At 72.5% G+C, this 19,467-nt stretch carries 20 protein-coding genes; 4 read left to right on the top strand and 16 right to left on the bottom strand.

Annotation, left to right across the window (positions count from 1 at the left end; genetic code table 11):
• The first annotated feature begins 101 nt into the window (after positions 1 to 101).
• Positions 102 to 485 (top strand): hypothetical protein, encoded by a 384-nt coding sequence (locus ACFY01_RS29320; RefSeq protein WP_390738757.1) that lies wholly within the window; start codon positions 102 to 104, stop codon positions 483 to 485.
• Here ACFY01_RS29320 and ACFY01_RS29315 read toward each other — a convergent pair.
• Complete coding sequence (locus ACFY01_RS29315) at positions 473 to 1,264, bottom strand: LacI family DNA-binding transcriptional regulator (RefSeq protein WP_390738756.1); 792 nt, start codon at positions 1,262 to 1,264, stop codon at positions 473 to 475. The genes ACFY01_RS29320 and ACFY01_RS29315 overlap by 13 nt on opposite strands.
• A 217-nt stretch (positions 1,265 to 1,481) precedes the next feature.
• On the opposite strand from ACFY01_RS29315, the gene ACFY01_RS29310 reads away from it, so the two are divergent.
• Positions 1,482 to 2,864 (top strand): glycoside hydrolase family 43 protein, encoded by a 1,383-nt coding sequence (locus tag ACFY01_RS29310; protein ID WP_390738755.1) that lies wholly within the window; start codon positions 1,482 to 1,484, stop codon positions 2,862 to 2,864.
• Here the strand turns inward: ACFY01_RS29310 and ACFY01_RS29305 are convergent.
• The 7 genes from ACFY01_RS29305 to ACFY01_RS29275 form a co-directional block, all read right to left on the bottom strand.
• A complete protein-coding gene (locus ACFY01_RS29305) occupies positions 2,858 to 3,601 on the bottom strand; it encodes a class I SAM-dependent DNA methyltransferase (protein ID WP_390738754.1) in 744 nt (247 codons plus the stop codon). The genes ACFY01_RS29310 and ACFY01_RS29305 overlap by 7 nt on opposite strands.
• A gap of 90 nt (positions 3,602 to 3,691) precedes the next feature.
• Positions 3,692 to 4,450, bottom strand: a complete 759-nt coding sequence (locus ACFY01_RS29300; protein ID WP_390738753.1) for an ABC transporter ATP-binding protein — start codon at positions 4,448 to 4,450, stop codon at positions 3,692 to 3,694.
• Positions 4,451 to 4,459: 9 nt separating this feature from the next.
• Positions 4,460 to 6,094, bottom strand: coding sequence for a benzoylformate decarboxylase (mdlC, locus tag ACFY01_RS29295; RefSeq protein WP_390738752.1), 1,635 nt, complete (start codon positions 6,092 to 6,094; stop codon positions 4,460 to 4,462).
• Positions 6,091 to 6,885 carry an ABC transporter permease gene (locus ACFY01_RS29290; RefSeq protein WP_390738751.1) on the bottom strand — a complete coding sequence of 265 codons (795 nt, stop codon included), beginning with the start codon at positions 6,883 to 6,885 and terminating at the stop codon, positions 6,091 to 6,093. Before ACFY01_RS29290 ends, mdlC begins: the two co-directional genes overlap by 4 nt.
• Entirely contained in the window at positions 6,882 to 7,685 is an 804-nt protein-coding gene (locus ACFY01_RS29285) for an ABC transporter permease (protein ID WP_390738750.1), read from the bottom strand. Before ACFY01_RS29285 ends, ACFY01_RS29290 begins: the two co-directional genes overlap by 4 nt.
• The gene (locus tag ACFY01_RS29280) at positions 7,682 to 8,659 is read right to left on the bottom strand and encodes an ABC transporter substrate-binding protein (RefSeq protein ID WP_390738749.1); all 978 of its coding nucleotides are present in this window, start codon (positions 8,657 to 8,659) and stop codon (positions 7,682 to 7,684) included. The genes ACFY01_RS29285 and ACFY01_RS29280 overlap by 4 nt, the downstream gene beginning before the upstream one ends.
• A gap of 130 nt (positions 8,660 to 8,789) precedes the next feature.
• A complete protein-coding gene (locus ACFY01_RS29275) occupies positions 8,790 to 9,374 on the bottom strand; it encodes a rhodanese-like domain-containing protein (protein WP_390738748.1) in 585 nt (194 codons plus the stop codon).
• A gap of 97 nt (positions 9,375 to 9,471) precedes the next feature.
• Here ACFY01_RS29275 and ACFY01_RS29270 point away from each other — a divergent pair, with 97 nt between their 5' ends.
• Positions 9,472 to 9,759 (top strand): metal-sensitive transcriptional regulator, encoded by a 288-nt coding sequence (locus ACFY01_RS29270; protein WP_390738747.1) that lies wholly within the window; start codon positions 9,472 to 9,474, stop codon positions 9,757 to 9,759.
• Between the two features lie 33 nt (positions 9,760 to 9,792).
• Here the strand turns inward: ACFY01_RS29270 and ACFY01_RS29265 are convergent, their stop codons facing one another.
• From ACFY01_RS29265 to ACFY01_RS29255, 3 genes are all read right to left on the bottom strand, one after another.
• Complete coding sequence (locus tag ACFY01_RS29265; RefSeq protein ID WP_390738746.1) at positions 9,793 to 10,542, bottom strand: sulfite exporter TauE/SafE family protein; 750 nt, start codon at positions 10,540 to 10,542, stop codon at positions 9,793 to 9,795.
• 67 nt (positions 10,543 to 10,609) lie between these two features.
• Complete coding sequence (locus tag ACFY01_RS29260) at positions 10,610 to 12,016, bottom strand: rhodanese-like domain-containing protein (RefSeq protein WP_390738745.1); 1,407 nt, start codon at positions 12,014 to 12,016, stop codon at positions 10,610 to 10,612.
• Between the two features lie 125 nt (positions 12,017 to 12,141).
• Positions 12,142 to 13,290 (bottom strand): glutathione-independent formaldehyde dehydrogenase, encoded by a 1,149-nt coding sequence (locus ACFY01_RS29255; RefSeq protein WP_390738744.1) that lies wholly within the window; start codon positions 13,288 to 13,290, stop codon positions 12,142 to 12,144.
• A gap of 203 nt (positions 13,291 to 13,493) precedes the next feature.
• Between ACFY01_RS29255 and ACFY01_RS29250 the strand changes: the two genes are divergently transcribed.
• Positions 13,494 to 13,682, top strand: coding sequence for a hypothetical protein (locus ACFY01_RS29250; protein ID WP_361439068.1), 189 nt, complete (start codon positions 13,494 to 13,496; stop codon positions 13,680 to 13,682).
• Positions 13,683 to 13,703: 21 nt separating this feature from the next.
• Here ACFY01_RS29250 and lexA read toward each other — a convergent pair whose 3' ends face one another.
• The 5 genes from lexA to ACFY01_RS29225 are packed head-to-tail and all read right to left on the bottom strand — an operon-like array spanning position 13,704 to position 19,316.
• Positions 13,704 to 14,432, bottom strand: a complete 729-nt coding sequence (gene lexA / locus ACFY01_RS29245) for a transcriptional repressor LexA (RefSeq protein WP_390738743.1) — start codon at positions 14,430 to 14,432, stop codon at positions 13,704 to 13,706.
• 40 nt (positions 14,433 to 14,472) lie between these two features.
• Positions 14,473 to 15,633 (bottom strand): XdhC family protein, encoded by a 1,161-nt coding sequence (locus ACFY01_RS29240; protein WP_390738742.1) that lies wholly within the window; start codon positions 15,631 to 15,633, stop codon positions 14,473 to 14,475.
• On the bottom strand, positions 15,626 to 17,758 hold the full coding sequence (locus tag ACFY01_RS29235) for a xanthine dehydrogenase family protein molybdopterin-binding subunit (RefSeq protein ID WP_390738741.1): 2,133 nt from the start codon (positions 17,756 to 17,758) through the stop codon (positions 15,626 to 15,628). The genes ACFY01_RS29240 and ACFY01_RS29235 overlap by 8 nt, the downstream gene beginning before the upstream one ends.
• A complete protein-coding gene (locus ACFY01_RS29230; RefSeq protein WP_390738740.1) occupies positions 17,755 to 18,747 on the bottom strand; it encodes an FAD binding domain-containing protein in 993 nt (330 codons plus the stop codon). Before ACFY01_RS29230 ends, ACFY01_RS29235 begins: the two co-directional genes overlap by 4 nt.
• Positions 18,744 to 19,316, bottom strand: coding sequence for a 2Fe-2S iron-sulfur cluster-binding protein (locus tag ACFY01_RS29225; RefSeq protein ID WP_390738739.1), 573 nt, complete (start codon positions 19,314 to 19,316; stop codon positions 18,744 to 18,746). Before ACFY01_RS29225 ends, ACFY01_RS29230 begins: the two co-directional genes overlap by 4 nt.
• Between the last annotated feature and the right edge of the window lie 151 nt (positions 19,317 to 19,467).

Here is a 19,467-nt window from a genome sequence, read left to right as displayed (position 1 = left end):
CTGTACCCCTCACCATTTACCTTTGCCAGCAAAGATGCTTTGCTCACAAAGACATCAGACGTCGACTGCCCGTGTCCGCGGGCACGAACGGAGATTCCACCATGCCTCACTTCACCGTGCACATCAGTGAGACCGCCCTGGACGAGAAGGTGGAGGAGGGCCTGATCAGCGGGCTGACGGACGCGGTGGGCTCCGTCTACGGCGAGCGGTTCGGGCGCCTGGTCGCGGTCGACCTCATCGGCATCCCCCCGCACCGGCGCGGCATCGGCGGGGTACCGTCCGGCCAGGCCGCCCCGAACGTCACGCTGAGCCTGCGCGAAGCGGCCTACCGGCACCCGAAGGTGCCGGACGCACCCGCGCGGCTGATCGCGTCGATCACCGAAGCGGTGGCCGGCGTGCTCGGCGAAGAGGTCCGCGAACAGGTGACGGTCGGGCTGCTGGCCGTCCCCGACGGGCGCTCGGGAGTGGGCGGTCAGGTCGCCTGACCCCGGGTCCCGGTCCGCGGTGGGCCGAGCCGTCGGGTCGACGCCCGGATGTTCAGCGCGACGGGCAGGCCGCGCACCGTCCCCACGGGCGCGTCGCCGGACAGGAGCTCGCACAGCAGGCGGGCACTCTCGGTCCCCATGTCCCGTGGCCGGAGGTCGATCGCCGTGATCGGCGGTTCCGCCGTCCGCATCGCCGAGCAGTCCACGCACGACGCCAGCAGCAGGTCCGCGCCGACGGTGCGGCCCGCAGCGCGGAGTGCGGGCAGGCATGCGGCGGCGGCGCCGTCGGGGGCGCACACCAGGGCGTCGATCCCGGGTTCCTCGGCGAGCAGCTTCCGTACGGCGTACCGGACCTGGTCCGGGCCGGCTTCGTAGGGCGTCTTCCGCACGATCGTCGGCAGACCGTTGCCGGCGCACCAGCGGGCATGGGTCCGCTGGAGGGTGAGGGACCAGTCGGAGGTGGCGCCGGAGGCGATGAGGGCCGGACGGCGGGCTCCGCTGTCGCGGAGGTGGTCCAGCAGTTCGGTCATCGACGCCTCGTGGTCGGTCCAGACGACCCCGGCCGGCTCCTTGCCGCCGACGTACCGCTCGGCGGTGACGACCGGCAGCCCGGAGTCCATGAGCCGCCGGACCATCGGGTCCTCGGGCGCCGGATCGCACAGCACCAGCCCGTCGACCTGGGGCACCGCCCCGCCCTTGGGCAGGTTCCCGGAGGACAGCAGGGTGACGTTCAGACCGGCGCGGGCGGCCTGCTCCACCACGCCTAAGACGAACGACATGTAGTACTCGGCGCTGGTCAGGAACTCGGGAACGTTCCGGCAACCGTGGGTTCGGCGGCTGACACATGTCAACGGCCCACCCGCCCGCACCTTCCGCCCCACAGAAATCACAAAGGATGAGCGGAGTGATTGACGCGCACATGGCCACGCCCTACCTTCTGATCGCCTCTCCGAACCTCGTTCGACATATCGATCGACATCGACCACTGGAGTACGTATGAGCCGCCCCCTCCCCAGCCGTCGACTCGTCCTGCGCGCGGCCGCCACCGCTCCCCTGGCCATGACCGGCGCGCTGACCCTGGGCACCGGCACCGCCCACGCCGCCGACTCCGCGTACGTCATGGGCTACTTCACCGAGTCCCCGAACGGCACCGGCACCGACTACGGCCTCCACCTCGCCGTCAGCAAGGACTCGCTGAACTGGACACCGCTCAACCAGAACAACCCCGTGGTCACCCCCACCGAGGGGGCGCTCGGCCTGCGCGACCCGTTCATCCTGCGCAAACAGGACGGCACCTTCGTCGTCCTCGCCACCGACCTCAAGGGCACCGACTGGAGCTACGTCAGCCAGTACGTGCACGTGTGGAACTCGACCGACCTGCGCACCTTCACCGGCTACCACCGGCTCAGGCTGCACGACATGGACACGCACTGCTGGGCGCCGGAGGCGTTCTGGGACGCCGGCCGCGGCCAGTACGCGCTCATCTACTCCGCGGTCAACAGCAGCGGCCACAACGTCATCATGGTCAACCACACGACCGACTTCGTCACCGTCTCCGCTCCCCAGGTCTTCTTCGACCCCGGCTACGACGTCATCGACGGCGACATGGCCGTCGGCGTGAACGGCGTCAACTACCTGTACTTCAAGAAGGACCAGACCCTCGTCGGCGCCCGCTCCACCTCGCTGGACCCGGGCAGCTTCACCGTCTTCAGCACCCCGGCCGCCCACGGCGGCACCGAGGCCCCGACACTCGTCAAGTCCCTGACGGCCGGCACCTGGTACCTGTGGGGGGACACCTACACCCCCAACGGCGTCTTCTACGCCTGGCAGTCCAGCGACCTCTCGGCGGGCACCTGGACGGCACTGGACCAGAAAACCTACACCCAGCCGGTCAACTCCAAGCACTGCGGCATCACCACGATCACCGCCACCCAGTACGACAACCTCGTCGCCACGTGGGGCGCCCCCGCCTGGAACCGACTCAAGTCCTACAACTACCCGGCCCGTTACGTCCGCCACTCCGACTTCGTGGGCCGTATCGACGAGTACCCCTTCGACCCGTACACCGACTCGCAGTGGAAGCTCGTCCCCGGCCTCGCGGACAGCTCGGGAGTCTCCTTCCAGTCGGTCAACTACCCGACCCGCTACCTGCGGCACTACGACTACCAACTGCGACTCGACGTGAACGACGGCACGTCGGCGTTCGCGGCGGACGCCACCTTCCACCGGACGGCGGGCCTGGCCGACGCGAGCTGGTCGTCCTTCCGCTCCTACAACAACCCGACCCGCTACATCCGCCACTACGACTACGCCCTGCGCGTCGACCCGGTCTCCACCGCCACCGAGCAGCAGGACGCGACCTTCCGCGTCGGCTACTGACCCACGGCGTCCGGCTTCTGCCACACGGACACGTGCGCCCTGCTGTCCGCCGTGAACGGGGTCTCGTTCCAGTCGGCCCACCGCTCGCGGAGTTCGAGGTCCGCGAGACGGGCCATCAGGTCCAGCTCGGAGGGCCACACGAAGCGGTGGCGGGAGCGGAACGTCTCGGCCCGCCCGTCGGTGAGGCGGTAGTGGTGGGAGACCAGGCGCTGGTCGACCAGGTCGTAGGTGTCGAAGCCGACGTGGTGCTCACCGACGTGGAAGGGCCGGGCGCTCTCCCCCGGCGGCAGCCGTTGCAGGTCGGGCACGCCGACCTCGATGACGAACCGGCCACCGGGACGCAGATGGCGGGCGGCGTTGCGGAAGCAGGCGACCTGCTCGTCCTGGGTGAGCAGGTTGCTGATGGTGTTGTAGACCAGGTAGACGAGGCTGAACTCGCCCGGCACCCGCACCCGGGCCATGTCTCCCGGTGTCACCGGCATGGCGTCCCCGCCGGGCTTGCGGCGCAGTTCCCGCACCATGGGCTCCGACAGCTCGATCCCGCTGACGGCCACGCCCCGCTCCCGCAGCGGCAGCGCGACCCGCCCCGTGCCGACCGCGAACTCCAGCACCGGCCCGCCTTCCGCGCGGCGCGCCAGGAACCCGACCGCGGGCTCCAGCACCTCGGGCGCGAACATGTACGCGGACGACTCGTCGTACGTCCGGGCCACCTGCTCGGTCCACACATCCTGTTCCATGGCGCACCAGGCTGGCACGCCAACTCCCGGCTGCGCCAACGGATTACGCAGCCGCGCACGGAGGTCCTCCAGTGCCGCGGGGGCCGGACCTCACGAGGTGGCCGGGGTGCGGGCCGCCCGGCCGATCTTCGACCGGAGGCCGGCGAACTCCGGTGATCCCCGGGTCGTGAGCTGCTCGCGCGGATCGGGCAGGTCGATCGGCTGGTCGAGGACGATGTGGGCGGCCGGTGCCGGGGACAGGACGACGACGCGATCACCGACGTAGACGCTCTCGTCGATGTCGTGGGTGACGAGGACGATCGTCGCGCCGTCCGTGCGGTGCACCTCCACGAGGAGGTCTTCCAGGTCCTCGCGGGTCTGGGCGTCGAGCGAGCCGAACGGCTCGTCCATCAGGAGCAGGGACGGGCGGCCGATCAACGCCCGGGCGATCGCGACGCGTTGCTGCATGCCGCCGGAGAGCTGCCAGGGATGGCGGTCGGCGGTGCCGGTGAGGCCGACGCGGTCCAGGATGTCCTCGGCCTCGGCGCGGCGGGCGGCGCGGCGAAGTCCCCGGCGGCGCAGTGGCAGGGCCACGTTGTCGCGGACCGTCAGCCAGGGCAGCAGGGAACGGGCGTAGTCCTGGAAGACGACCGACATGCGGTCGGGGACGCCGGTGACGGGTGTGCCGTCGACGGTGACCGTGCCCTCGGCGGCGGGGAGCAGGCCGGCGACGGTGCGCAGCAGGGTGGACTTCCCGCAGCCGGAGGGGCCTACCACGCACAGGAGTTGGCCGTCCGGCACGGTGAGGCTGATGTCGTGCAGGACCTGGTGGTCGCCGTAGCGCTGGCCGAGGGCGTCGAGTCGGAGCACGGCGGCGGCTCACCGGCCCCGGGGTTCGGTGTACAGGGCGTCCTCGGTGGGGGTGACGCGGACGTGGAGGAGGTACGGGCCGTCCTCGTCGCCGGCGGCGAGCGCCCGGTCCAGGGCGGCGGGCAGCTCAGCCGGATGCCTGACCTCGGCGCCGGGGCAGCCGAGGGAGGCGGCCAGGGCGGCGAAGTCGACGCCGCCGATGTCCGTGCCGGGGACGGGTGTGATGCCGATGCGGCGGCCCAGGGCGCGGACGGCCGCGTAGCCGCCGTTGTCCAGGATCACGTACGTCACCGGGGCCCGGTGGCGGGCCGCGGTCCACAGCGCCTGGACGGAGTAGAGCGCCGATCCGTCCCCGAGGACGCACACCACGCGGCGGCGGTCGGCCAGGGCGCGGCCGACGGCGAGCGGCAGGCCCCAGCCCAGGGCACCGCTGCCGGTGGTGAGGAAGCCGCCCGCAAGGTCGACGGGCACGCGCGCGTGGAGCTCGTCCCGGTGGCTGGGGGCCTCCTCGACGAGGACCCGATCGCCCGGCAGTCGTTCCCGCAGGAGGTCCAGGAGCAGTTCGGGGGTGATCTTCGCGCCGTCGGCGGACACCGCCGGGGGTACCGTGCGGGGCGGGGGCGGTGGCCGGTCGGCCTGTCGCGTCAGCGCGGCCAGGAGGGTCAGGGCGGGCTTGAGCGTGGTGACGATGCTCGTGCCGGTGGGCAGCCAGGCGGCCTGTGCCGGGTCGCAGTCCAGGTGGAAGAGGGCCGTGCCCGGGTGCAGGGGCGGGCCGTCGTCGGCGACGTGGTAGGTGAACACGGGTGCGCCGAGGGCCACCACCACGTCGTACGGGGCCAGCCGGTCGGCCAGTGGGCCCGCGACGGGAGGCAGGAAGCCCTGGAAGAGGGGGTGCGACTCGGGAAAGCCGGAGCGGCCCGAGAGCGGGCTCATCCACACCGCGGCTCTGGTCCGCTCGGCCAGGGCGACCGCCTCCGGCAGGGCGTCCTCGTCGTCCACGCCGGGGCCGATCACCAGCGCGGGGCGGGCGCAGCCCGTCAGGCGGCCGGCGAGCGCGGCCAGGGCTTCGGGGCCCGCGGTGAAGCCGGCGTGCAGTGTGCGGGGTGCCACGGGGTCGGCCGGCTGGTCCCAGTCGTCCTCGGGGACGGAGACGAAGGCGGGGCCGCGCGGGTGGGTCATCGCGATGCGGTGGGCCTCGGCGAGCACGGCGGGGACGTCGGCGGCGCGTTCGGGCTGGCGGGAGAACTTCACGTACGGGCGGGGGAACTGGGCGGGCTCGTCGGCGCCGAGGAACGGGCGCAGCCGGAGCAGCGACCGGGACTGCTGGCCGGCGACGACGACGAGCGGGACCCGGTCGCGGTGGGCGTTGAAGACGGCTCCGAGGGCGTGGCCGACCCCGCCCGCCGAGTGCAGGCTGACGAGGGCCGCGCTGCGGGTGCCCAGGGCGTGACCGGCGGCCATGGCGACGACCGTGGCCTCCTGGAGGCCGAGCACGTAGGTGAAGTCGCCGGGCCAGTCGCGCAGCATGCGCAGTTCGGTGGAGCCCGGGTTGCCGAAGACCGTCGTCATCCCGGTATCGCGCAGGAATCGGACGACGGCGTCGAGGACGGTCCCCTCCGGACGGTCGTCCCGCAGGCTCCTCATATCGGCCTCCATCCGGCGCGGGCCCTGCCCACCAGTCGTTTCTCGACGGCCAGCAGGCCGGTGTTGAGCAGGTACCCGAGGGCGCCGAGCAGCACCAGGACCGCCCACACCGTCAGCAGGTCGGAGCGGGACTGGGCGTCGGTGAGCGTGAACCCGATGCCGTCGGCGGTGCCGGGCAGCAGTTCGGAGAAGACCATCAGGATCAGGGAGAGCGACAGGCTCAGCCGCAGGCCGGCGAAGACGCGTGGCAGCGCGGAGGGCAGGATCAGCAGCCGCAGCCGCTCGGCCGCGGTCAGCCGCAGCACGGCCGCGACGTCGAGCCGCAGCGGGTCGACGGCACGGGCCCCTTCCGCCGTGTCGACCAGCACCGGCCACAGGGCGCCGGACGCGATCGACGTCAGCTGCATCGGCGTACCGAAGTCGAGTACGACCACGAACACCGGCACCAGGGCCGGGGGCGGGACGGCCCGCGCGAACTGGAGGACCGGGTCGCACAGCGCGTACGCCCGCCGCGAGCGGCCGATGAGGAGCCCGAGGGTGATACCGGTGAGGGCGGCGAGCGCGAAGCCCGCGGTCATCCGGCCGAGGCTGGGCAGCACGTCGCCGATGGCCGCGTCGGAGAGGAACGCGTGCCGTGCCGGGCCCGAGAACCACAGGTCCCCGGCGTGCCGGAGGATCCGCGACGGGGGCGGGAAGAACACGCTGTGGTGGTTCACGGCGGCCAGTTGCCAGACACCGGCACAGACCACGAGGACGAGCCACCGCAGAAGGGCGTGACGGGTGCCGGTCATGGGCGCTTCGCCGCCCGGACCCGCGGAACCCGCCGGTGCTCCGGTGTCCACGGGAACAGCCGGCGCTCGGCGCGCACCAGGAGCCAGTTGACGAGTACGCCGAGCGTGCCCGCCCACACCACGCCCGCGAGGACGTCCCGCGTGCCGTCCGTCGCGAGTTGTGCCTGGGCGATGAAGGTGCCAAGACCCTCGCCGAAGCCGGAGAGGATCTCCGTGGCGACGGCCAGGATCAGCGCGGTCGCCGCTGAGATGCGCAGCCCGGCGGCGATGAACGGCGCGGTGCCGGGCACGTCCACGCGGAGCAGCACCGCCAGGCGGCCGAAGCCGAACGCGCGCAGGGTCTCCCGGGCCAGCGGGTCCGTCTCGCCGAGTCCGTAGACGGTGTTGAACAGCAACGGCCACACGGACGCGTAGGTGATGAGGGCGACCTCGGTCTCGGTGCCCGAGCCGAGGAGCAGGGAGACGAGCGGGATGAGGGCGACGGACGGCAGCGGGCGCAGGAACTCGACGAGCGCGCGGAGGGCGGCGCCCGCGACCGGCACGCTGCCCAGGAGCAGTCCCAGCGGGACGGCGATCGCGAAGGCCAGGCCGAGGCCCAGAACCCAGGCGCGCAGGGTGGCGCCGACGCCGGTCAGGAAGGCGTGGTCGCCGGCCAGTTCGGTGGCGCGGGCCAGCACCTCGGAGGCGGGAGGGAGGTAGCTGCGGCGGACGATGCCGGCGCGGCCGACCGCCTCGCAGACACCGAAGGCGAGCAGCACGCCGGTCACGCCGAGGACTACGGTCTCCTGACGGCGCCTCACCTCGGCAGCGTCACAAGGAGGTTGGCGGGGTCGAGTGAGGTGTTCAGCAGGCCCTGCTCCTTCATGAGGCGGGTCAGCCGGCGCAGTTGCGCGGGATCCGAGGTGGTCGCGTAGGCGGGCAGCCGGATGGCCTTGGCCTGGGACGCGGTCACCTTGGTGTACTTGGGCAGTTCGGCGCGTACGGCCGACGGGTCCCGGGCGGCGATCTTCGAGGCGGCCGTGATGGCCAGGCGGAAGGCCGCCGCGGCCTTCGGGTGGCGGGCGGCGAACGCGCGGGTGGTGACGTACCCGCTCAGCGGAAGGGACGCCGCGGGGCCGGAATCGCCGTCGAGCAGCACCCTGGCCCCCAGCTCGCCGCGGATCGCGCTGTCGAACGGCTCCACCGCGTGCACGGCGTCGACCTGCCCGCGTTGCAGGGCGGGACCCATCTGGGGGAACGGGACCTGCCGGTACACGGGCCGGCCGGCGCCCTGCGCGTCCAGGATCGCGTTGAGGGTGAGCGACTGGATGTTGTTCAGGAGGTTGACCGCGACCGTACGGCCCTTGAGGTCGGCGGGCGTCTTGATGGCCGAGTCCTTCGCCACCAGGACGTCCATCATGTGCGGGGCGGCCCGGACGCCCTCGGCGAGGATACGGACGTCGGCGGTGCCCTTTTCGGCGGCCTGGAGGTAGGTGACGTAGTTGGCGCTGGCGATCACGTCGACCTGCCCCTTCAGCAGGGCGGGCAGTGCCTGCACGCTCTGCTGGACCGGCTTGATCCGGACGTCCAGCCCTTCCTTCGCGAACAGCCCCCGGTCCCGGGCGACGTAGAGGGCGGCGGCATCGGTCAGCGGCAGCGCGGCGACGGTGAGCCGCTCCCGGCCCTGGTCGTCGGAGTGACTGTCGCTGTCGCAGGCGGTGCCGGTGAGAATCAGCACCGCCACCACCGCGGCCAGTGCGCGACCGGGACCCGCTCGTAAGTGACGTGGCGTCATATCGGTATGGTCCACGGGACGGAGTGACGGCACCACGGCTGAATCAGCCGAATCGGCCTGCGCGCGCGTCACCGTGACGCGTGCGCCCACCGGCCGTGACGCGTGCGCCCACCGGCCGTGACGCGTGCGCTCACCTGCCGTGCAGGGCCGCCGACGCCGCGTCGAGGTCGGCGGTGCGCGGGCGGTTGTGGGGCAGCCTGGCGAGGACGAGGGCCATACCGCAGGTACCGGTGAGCGCGGAGAGGACGAGCCCGCCCGCGACGCCCGCCGACAGGATCAGGAACGCCGGGTGGAGCAGGCCGAGGCCCAGGCCGAGGAGTACGAGCGTGCCGGCCGTGAGACGCACCTGGCGCTCCATGCTCCAGCCGGCCCGGGCGGCGCGGCCCGCGGGGCGCTGGAGATCGTGGCCGGCGGCCGCCCAGGCTCCGGCGCCACCGACGAGGGTGGCGCTGCGCACGCCCTGCTCGGCCAGCAGCTCGCAGGCCTTCCGGGAGCGGGCGCCGGAGGCGCAGACGACGAGGACATCGCCGTGTTCGGCGGCGTGACGGATGCCGGGGAGCACACGGCCGATGTGGTCGAGGGGGACGTTCAGGGCGCCGGGCAGGTGACCGGAGGCGTACTCACCGGGGGTGCGCACGTCGATGACGGTGAACCCGGACAGCCGGGCGTGCGCCTCGCCGACGGTGAGGGCGGAAGGCGTGACCGGAGCGGTCATGACAGGTGTGATCCTTGGTGGTGGGTGATCCCGGTGGTCGACGCCGTCCCGAAACGGGACGTACAGTACCCCCAGGGGTATATATCGAGGAGTGGTCGTGGAGCTGGATCTCGCCGGAGCCGAACTCAAGTCCGTACTGAACCGGCTGCGCCGTGCGCAGGGTCAGATCTCGGGAGTGATCCGGATGATCGAGGAAGGCCGTGACTGCGAGGACGTGATCACACAGCTGGCCGCCGCGTCCCGCGCCCTCGACCGCGCCGGCTTCGCGATCATCGCGACCGGTCTCCAGAGTTGCGTGGCCGACATCGAGTCCGGCCGCAAGAACGGCGAGGACGCCGAGCAGATGCGCGCCCGCATGGAGAAGCTGTTCCTGTCGCTGGCGTGAGGCGCCGCCCGCGCGCGTCCGTGGGCGTACACATCAGACGGCCACCGCGTCCATCAGCATGAAGGTGGCCACGGCCAGCAGCACCAGGGCGAAGATCCGTTGCAGCGCGGGCCCGGACACCTTCGTGGCCAGGCGTTTGCCGTCCCACGCGCCGAGGATCGCCGCCCCGGCGAACGGGCCGACGAGGGCCCAGTCCAGTCCGTCGGCCGTCCCGGCCCGCGACGCGAGGGCGGCCAGCGAGTTGACGGTGATGACCAGCAGGCTGGTGCCCACCGCCGCCCGCATCCGCAGGCCGACCACGCCCACGAGGGCCGGTACGGCGAGGAAGCCGCCGCCGACACCGAGCACTCCGGTGACGGCACCGAGGCCCGCACCGGCCGCCGCCGCCCGCCCGGGCCGTGGCGGGCGGTGGGGTTCCGTCGCCGGGGGCGGGCGCAGCATCCGGATCGCGGCCACGGCCGCGACCACGGCGAAGCCTCCGGTCAGCACCGTGTCCGGCATCCGTCCGGCGGCCGCGCCGCCCAGCATCGCCGGCACGGTGCCGGCCGCCGCGAACAGCAGCCCCGTGCCCCAGCGGACACGGCCCTCGCGCGCGTGCGCTGCCAGCGCGGCGGCCGAGGTGACACCGACGACGACCAGGCTCGCGGTGGTGGCCGCGACCGGGGTGAAACCGAGCAGGTAGACCAGGGCGGGCACGGCCAGGACGCTGCCGCCGCCCCCGAGCGCACCGAGCGCCACACCGACGACGGCCCCGGCGGCCAGGGCGAGTATCAGAGCACTCACGCGACCTTGCCGTCCCCACCCTGATCTCCGGTGGCCAGGCCTTCGCCCGCGGGGTGGTGGAACGAGGTCATCGGCCCGTCTCGCTCCCCGCGCACCCCGGCCCCGTCGCACCCTCGCGTACGACCAGTCCGGCCCGCTCGGCGGCGTCGAAGGAGTCGTCGACGGCGATGACGGCACGGCCGGCCGCGTCCAGCAGTGACGCGGCGATGGCGGCGCGCGTCCCGCCGGCGCAGTGCACCCACACCTCTGCGTCGGGGATCTCGCGGAGCCGGGGGCGCAGGTGGTGGAGCGGGATGTGGACCGATCCGGCGATGAAGCCGCCGGCCCGTTCGGAGTCGCGGCGGACGTCCAGTACGACCGTCCCGTGATCCGTGCGCCGGCCGGCGAGGTCGGCGAACGTGGCCCGTGGGAAGGAGCTCGGGCGCTCCCCCTCGCGCACCCAGTCCGACGGCGCGCCCGTGGCGGCGGCGGCGGGCCGGTCGATGCCGACGCGTGCCAGTTCGCGCTGGGCGGCGGCGAGCTGTCCGGCCGACTCGGCGAGCAGCGTCACCGGCTTCCCCGGGGGGATCAACCAGGCCAGATGCGTGGCGAGTTGCCCCTCAGCCGCGAAGTTGAAGGACCCCGCGACATGTCCCTGGGCGAACGCGGCCCGGCTGCGCAGGTCGACCACCCATTCGCCGGCGGCGAGCCGGGTGGCGATGTCGTCGGCGTCGGCCACGGCGGGTGGCGTCAGGTCGAGCGGGGCGGGGCCGGCGGCGTTGGCGGGGTTCATGTGCGCGTAGTAGGCGGGGATGTCGTCGAGCCCGGCCAGCAGAGCGGCGACGAAGGCGTCCACGTCCTGGGTGAGCGCGTCGTTGCCCGCCTTCTCCTTGCCGACCGTCGTGGCGCTGCCCGCGACCGGGCCGGAGGCGCAGAAACTGCCGAAGCCGTGGGTGGGCAACACCTCTGTGTCGTCGGGGAGTTCGGCGGCCAGCTGGTGGACCGAGGCGTGCTGGGCACGGGCCAGCCGCTCGGTCAGCCGCGGCTCGACCAGGTCGGGGCGGCCCACCGCGCCGATCAGCAGCGAGCCGCCGGTGAACACCGCGACGGCCGTCCCGTCGTGCTCCAGGACGTAGGCGGTGTGGTGCGGGGTGTGGCCCGGGGTGGCCATCGCCCGCAGGTTCAGCCCGGAGCCGGGGTCGACGGCCGTGGTGTCCCCGTCGCGCACGGGCACCCGCTCGAAGGAGACGCGGGCACCGGCCGGGACGAGGTAGGCGGCACCGGTGACGCGGGCCAGTTCCGGACCGCCGGTGACGTAGTCGTTGTGGATGTGCGTCTCGACGACATGGGCTATCCGCACCCCGCGCCGGGCCGCCGCCGCGATCACCCGGTCGATGTCCCGGGGTGGATCGACGACCACCGCCGTTCGCTCGCCGCCGGCGAGGTAGCCGCGGTTCCCGATCCCTGCCGTCTCGATGGTGTCGACGAAGTACACCTGGCGCTCCCTTCAGCGTGAAATTACCCCCCGGGGTATCTGCACGCTAACACAGATACCCCAGGGGGTATTTCTCAGAAGCGCCCGTCGGACGGTCCGCGACAGTCGCCCGCCGGACGGTGTTCCTACGCCTGCGGGTGAAGGACGACCTTGGTGTAACCCTCGACCCGCTTGTCGAACTTCTCGTACGCCGTCGGCGCCTGGTCGAGCGGCAGCTCGTGCGAGACGACGAAGCTCGGCCGCGCACGGCCCTCGATGATCAGGTCACGCAGGTGACGGTTGTAGCGCTTGACGTTGCACTGACCGGTGCCCATGCGCAGCCCCTTCTCGAAGAGGCGCCCGATGGAGACCATGAGCATGCCCTGCTTGGCCTGCTCGTCCGGTCCGCCGGGGTCGCGCGGGACGTACAGGCCGGGGATGCCGAGCGCGCCCGTCGCCCGGACCGTCTCGACGAGCGAGTTCAGTACGGTCGCCGGTTCCTCGCGGTCCTTGCCCTCCTTCCCCGTGGCCTGGGCCTGGTAGCCGACGGCGTCGATGCCCTTGTCCGTGCCTTCGCCTCCCATCTGCTCCTTGATCTGCTGCGCCGGGTTGCCCTCGGTGAAGTTGATCGGTATGGCGCCGATCTCCTCGGCCTTCTGGAGCCGCTCCGTCACCCGGTCGACCACGAACACCTTGCTCGCGCCGCGCAGCATCGCGGAATAGGCGGCCATGAGTCCGACCGGGCCACCGCCGTACACCGCGACGCTGTCACCTGGGCGGACGTCGGCCAGCTCGTTGCCGTGATAGCCGGTCGGGAAGATGTCGGCGAGAAGAACGAAGTCGGTCTCCTGCTCATTGCCCTCGGGGAGCTTCAGGCAGTTGAAGTCGGCGTACGGCACCCGTACGTACTCCGCCTGTCCTCCCGTGTAGGGGCCCATCGCGACGTAGCCGTAGGCACCTCCGGCGAAGCCCGGGTTCACCGTCAGGCAGAAACCCGTGAAGCCGGCCGTGCAGTTCTTGCAGAATCCGCAGGCCACGTTGAAGGGCATGACGACCCGGTCCCCGCGGTTGAGCGTGGTGACTCCGTCGCCGGTCTCCTCGATGACTCCGAGGTTCTCGTGACCGAAGACGATCCCCGGCTCCGCTGCGGTGCGGCCCTCGTACATGTGCAGGTCCGAACCGCAGATGGCGGTCGACGTGACACGTACGAGCGCGTCGTTCGGGTGCTGGATCCTGGGATCCTCCACTTGCTCGACCGCCACCTCGAACGGTCCCTTGTACACGACAGCCCTCATCCTCAAGCACCTCCACTGGACGTAAAAGCGCGGTCACAGTGAGGAAGACGATGCCGAGGGCCCACTGCCCTTCCAGCGACAGGCCCGCGAAATCGATCGGTCTTCTGTGCTGTGGCTCATATACCAGGCTGGTACATGATGAGACGATTTGCACCCAGAGGACGCAGAGTCCGTTCTGCGCAGTTCCGGAAGGATTGATTATTTTGTCGCGACGTCTCGGAACCCTGCTCGTGGCAGTCACCGGCCTGTCCGGCACCACCTACCCGGAGGGCACCCGAGTGGCCATACGAGGCACCGGGGGCTCCGTCGACGGCTTCGTCGACGGAGACTGGCTGCCGCTCGCCTGGTGGGAGTTCGCCGACATCCAGCCGGACGACGCACCCGGTCACTGAGCGGCCCGGCGTGTACCGCGCTCACAGCGCGCGCATCACGCTCACGACCTTGCCGAGGATCTGCGCCTGGTCTCCGGGGATCGGATCGTAGGCGGGGTTGCGGGGCATGAGCCAGACCTGCCCCACCTGGCGACGCAGCACCTTGACCGTGGCCTCGTCCTCGAGGAGGGCGGCGACGATGTCGCCGTGGTCGGCGCTGTCCTGGCGCCGCACGGTGACGATGTCCCCGTCGCAGATCGCCGCGTCGATCATGCTGTCGCCGGACACCGTCAGGGCGAAGAACTCGCCTTCGCCGACCAGCTGGCGCGGCAGCGTGTAGACGTCCTCGACCATCTCCTCGGCGAGCAGCGGCGCGCCGGCGGCGATGCGGCCGACCAGCGGCACCCGAACGGGCGGCTCGGCCGGAGCACTCGTTTCCGGGGCCGCGGAGACTTGCACGCGGTAGGCCCGCGGCCGGTGCGGATCGCGGTACAGGACGCCTTTGCGCTCCAGCGTCATCAGCTGGTGCGCGACGGAGGACGTGCTGGCGAGACGGACGGCCTGGCCGATCTCGCGCATGGACGGCGGGTAGCCCTGCCGCTGGACGGTGTCGGCGATGAAACGGACGATGTCCTGCTGGCGGGGGGTGAGCTCGCCCTCGGCGGACCGGGTGCCAGGCGGCCGTCCCCGGCGCACGGGCTCACTGTTCTCCATACCGGGCACCTCCACACAAGATCTCTCAGAGCGTGACCTTAACCCGCCGCCTCCCATGAATGGAACACTGTTTCGACGGCGCGTCGCGTTCTTGCACTCATCGTGACCGCGCGGGCGCAAAAGGTGTCCGAATCACTCCGTTCCCCCGGTCTCGGTGGATCGGCGTCCTGGACCCGGTGAGCGGGGCCCCCGTCCCTCCGCGCCGGGCCGCGACGATCTCCGCCACGATGGACAGGGCGGTCTCCTCCGGTGTGCGGGCGCCGAGGTCCAGGCCGATCGGGGACCTCAATCGCGCCAACTGCCGCTCGCTCACGCCGACTTCGCGCAGGCGGCGGTTGCGTTCCTCGTGGGTGCGGCGCGAGCCCATCGCCCCGACGAACGCCACCGGCATCCCCAGTGCCGCCTTCAGCAGGGGCACGTCGAACTTCGCGTCGTGGGTGAGCACGCACAGCACCGTGCGGCCGTCGGTCGTGGTCCGCCGCAGATAGCGGTGCGGCCAGTCGACGACGATCTCGTCGGCCTCGGGGAAACGGGCCCGCGTGGCGAAGACGGGCCGGGCGTCGCAGACGGTCACGTGGTAGCCGAGGAACTTCCCCGCACGCACCAGCGCCGCGGCGAAGTCGATCGCCCCGAAGACGATCATCCGCGGCGGCGGCACGTTCGATTCGACCAGCAGCGTGAGCCCGCCGGGACAGTGCGAGCCGTCCGCCGCGACCTCGACCGTGCCGGTGCGCCCGGTCTCCAGCATGGCCCGGGCCGCCGCCTCCGCCGTGCGGTCCAGGTTCTCGTGGCCGCCGAAGCCGCCCTCGCGGGTGCCGTCGGGACGCACCAGCAGAGCCCTGCCCAGGAACTCCTCCGGGCCGCGGGCGACCCGGGCGAGGGCCGCCGGCTCGCCCCGTACGGCGGCAGTCAGCGCGGTCCGGAGCACCGCCGGGGCGGGCGAGCGCGCGCCGACCGGCGTGATCAGGACGTCGAGGGTGCCGCCGCAGGTCAGCCCCACGGCGAAGGCGTCCTCGTCGCTGTAGCCGAACCGTTCGGTGACACTCTCCCCGGTACTGAGGGACTGGACGCACAGGTCGTACACCGCGCCTTCCACACAGCCGCCGGAGACGGAGCCGACGACGGTGCCCGCGCCGTCCACCGCGAGCGCGGCGCCCGGACCACGGGGCGCGCTGCCGCCGACGGCCACGACGCTGGCGACGGCGAACTCGCGGCCCTCGGCGAGCCACCGGTCCAGCTCCTCGGCGATGTCAAGCATCCGGCGCTCCGCCGGCGGCCGGCAGCACCCGGCTGGGCCGGATGGGCAGGCTGCGGTGCCGTACGCCGGTGGCGTGCCACACCGCGTTGGCGATGGCCGCGGCGGCGCCCACGATGCCGACCTCGCCGATGCCCTTGATGCCGACCGGGTCGTCCGGGTCGGGGTCCTCCACCCAGTCGGCCTCGATGAGCGGTACGTCGGCGTTCGTGGCCACGTGGTAGCCCGCGAGGTCGGGGCTCACATGGCCGCCCGAGGCCCGGTCGCGGACCGCTTCCTCGTGCAGGGCCATGGAGATACCCCAGGCCATGCCGCCCAGGAACTGGCCGCGCGCGGTGAGCGGGTTGACGATCCGACCCGCCGCGAAGATGCCGAGCATGCGCCGCACGCGCACTTCGCCGGTGGCGAGGTCGACGGCCACCTCGGCGAACTGCGCTCCGAAGGAGTGGCGTTCCTTCTGGGCGAGGGCGCCGATGGCGGCGGTGGTGTCCGACCGTACCGTGATGCCCTCCGGCGGAATGCCGGCACCCAGGGCGAGCCGCTCGCGCAGTTCGCCGGCCGCCGCCGTGACGGCCCAGGCCCAGGAGCGGGTGCCCATGGAACCGCCGGCGATCATCGCGGGTCCGAAGGAGCTGTCTCCGATGCGTACCTCGACCCGGTCCGGTGTCACGGCCAGCGCGTCCGCGGCGACCAGGGTGAGCGCGGTCCGGGCGCCGGTGCCGATGTCGGCCGCGGCGATCCGCACGGTGAAGGTGCCGTCGTCCCGGGCGGTCACCGTCGCCGTGGAGGGTGCGGCCCCGGCCGGGAAGGACGCCGCGGCCGTGCCGGTGCCGAGCAGCCAGCGCCCGTCGCGGCGCACACCGGGACGGGGGTCCCGGTCCGCCCAGCCGAACCTGCGGGCGCCCTCACGGAAGCAGGCGCGCAGATTGCGGCCGGCGAACGGGAGGCCGGAGACCGGTCCCCGCTCGGGTTCGTTGCGCAGCCGCAGCTCGATCGGGTCGATGCCGCACTTCTCGGCGAGTTCGTCGAGCGCGGCCTCCAGGGCGAACGACCCCGGCGCCTCGCCCGGCCCGCGCATCCAGGTCGGGGTCGGCACGTCGAGCCGTACGACGCGGTTGGCCGTGTGGTGGGCGTCGGCGTCGTACATCACCCGGGCCACCCCGGCGCTGGGCTCGACGAACTCGTGCACGGTGGAGGTGAGGCTCTGGGACCGGTGCTCCAGTGCGCGCAGCCGTCCGTCGGCGTCGGCGCCGAGCCTGATCCGCTGGGTGGTGGGACTGCGGTAGCCCGCCAGCGAGAACATCTGACGCCGGGTCAGGACGACGCGTACCGGCCGCTGGAGGACCGTCGCGGCCATCACGGCCGCCACCTGGGGGACGCGGACGCCCTTGCTGCCGAAGCCGCCGCCGACGTGCTCGGAGCGTACGCGTACCGAGGCGGGGTCGAGTGAGAACAGGCTGGCCAGCTCGCCCGCGACCCAGCCGGCGCCCTGGTTGGAGTCGACGACCTCCAGCCGGCCGCCGTCCCAGTGGGCCGCCGCCGCGTGCGGTTCCATCGGGTTGTGGTGTTCTTCGGGGGTGGTGTACTCGACGTCCACGACGGTGGCGGACGCGGCGAGTTCGGCCTCGAGGTCGCCCTTGTCCGTCACCGCCGGCATGTGGCCGTCCACGGGGTAGGCGTCCGGGTGGTCGCCGGTGAAGTCGATGTCGTGGGGCTGCTGTTCGTAGTGCACGACGAGCGTCTCGGCCGCTTCCCTGGCCTGCTCGGGCGTTTCGGCGACGACGAGCGCCACCGGCCAGCCCAGGTGCGGCACCCGGTCGTGCTGGAAGACGGCGCAGGTCGGGTCCGGCTTGCCCAGCGGGCCCACGTAGTCGGTGTCGAGCCGCGGGGCGTTGCGGTGGTCGAGGACGGTGAGGACGCCGGGCATGGCGAGCACGGGGCCGGTGTCGATGGCGCGGATGCGCCCTCGGGCGATCGTGGACAACACCAGCCAGCCGTGGGCGAGTTCGGCGAAGGGGATGTCCGCGGCGTAGCGGGCCGCTCCGGTGACCTTGGCACGGCCCTCCACGCGGGTGTGCGCGGCGCCGACGGCGCCCTTGGCGGTCCGCCTCGTGGGGGCAGTGGTCATCGGGCGGCCTCCTCGGCGAGTTCGGTCAGCACGGCCACCACGAGGTTGCGCATGAGGGTCACCTTGTATCCGTTGTGCGGCAGCGGCCTGGCCGCCGCCAGTTCGGCGTCGGCGGCGGCGGCGAAGCTGTCGCCGTCGGCCGGCGCACCGGTCAGCACCCGCTCGGCCGCCCGGGCCCGCCAGGGCCGGGACGCGACCGCCCCGAAGGCCAGCCGCACGTCGTGCACCATGCCGTCCCGGACGTCGAGCGCGGCGGCGACCGAGCCGATGGCGAAGGCGTAGGAGGCGCGCTCGCGGACCTTCCGGTAGCGGGAGCGGGCGGCGACCGGGGCGGGCGGCAGGGTGACGCCCGTGATGAGGGCCCCGGACGGCAGGGCGGTCTCCCGCTGCGGGGTCTCGCCGACCGGCAGATAGAACCAGCCGAGCGGCAAATCGCCCGGCCCATCGGCCGTCTCGTAGGAGACGACGGCGTCGAAGGCGGCCAGCGCCACGCCCATGTCCGAGGGGTGGACGGCCACGCAGTGGCCGGAGGCGCCCAGGATCGCGTGGTTGTGGTGCTCGCCCCGGATCGCGGGACAACCGCTGCCGGGGACCCGCTTGTTGCACGCCTTGGTCACGTCGGTGAAGTAACCGCAGCGGGTCCGCTGGAGCAGGTTGCCGCCGACCGTGGCCATGTTGCGCAGCTGCCCGGACGCACCGGCCAGCACCGCCTGCGCCAACGCCGGGTAACGGCGCCGGACTTCGGGGTGGGCGGCGAGTTCGCTGTTGGTGACGGTCGCCCCGATGCGCAGCCCGCCGTCCGGCGTCGGCTCGATCCGGTCCAGGGGCAGTTCGCGTACGTCGACGAGCCGGGCGGGGCGTTCGACGCCCGCCTTCATCAGGTCGACGAGGTTGGTGCCTCCGCCGAGGAAGCGGGCGTCGGGATCGGTCCCGAGCACCGCGACCGCGCCGGCGACGTCGGAGGCCCTGTGATAGCCGAACTCCTTCACGCCGCGACCTCCCCCTTCTCCGCGGTCTTCTCCGAAGGCGCCTTCTGCGCCGCCGCCCGGGCGACCGCCTCGACGATCGACACGTACGCGGCGCAGCGGCACAGGTTGCCGCTCATCCGCTCCCGGATCTCCTCGGCGGACAGCGGTGGCGGCCCGGACTCGGGCCGGAGGTCGTCGGTGACGGCGCTCGGCCAGCCGGCCGCGTGCTCCTCGATCACCCCGATCGCGGAACATATCTGCCCGGGCGTGCAGTAGCCGCACTGGTAGCCGTCCAGGTCGAGGAAGGCCTGCTGCACCGGGTGCAGCCGGTCGCCCTCGGCCACGCCCTCGATGGTGGTGATCTCGCGCCCCTCGGCCGCCACCGCCAGCTGGAGGCAGGCCACGGCCCGCCGGCCGTCCAGCAGGACGGTGCAGGCGCCGCACTGCCCCTGGTCACAGCCTTTCTTGGTGCCCGTGAGCTCGAGCCGCTCGCGGAGTGCGTCGAGCAGGGTGGTGCGGTGGTCGACGGGTAGCGTGTGCTTCTCGCCGTTGACGTTCAGGGTGATGACACTGGACGTCGATGAGGCCATGAGCAGCTTCTTTCGCTTTTCCGGTACGGGAAGGACGGAAGGACGGTCCGGCAGCCGGACGGACCGGGCGTCGCAGGGATGGCGTCGCACAGGGCGCCGCCGCTTCAGCGAAGGCACGTCCACGGCTATCGTGGACCGAACCGGACAGTTG

This window comes from Streptomyces sp. NPDC001480 (genome assembly GCF_042894725.1).
GTDB lineage: Bacteria > Actinomycetota > Actinomycetes > Streptomycetales > Streptomycetaceae > Streptomyces.
The sequence above is the reverse complement of the archived record's forward strand: the minus strand, read 5'-3'. Positions and strand labels throughout refer to the sequence as shown.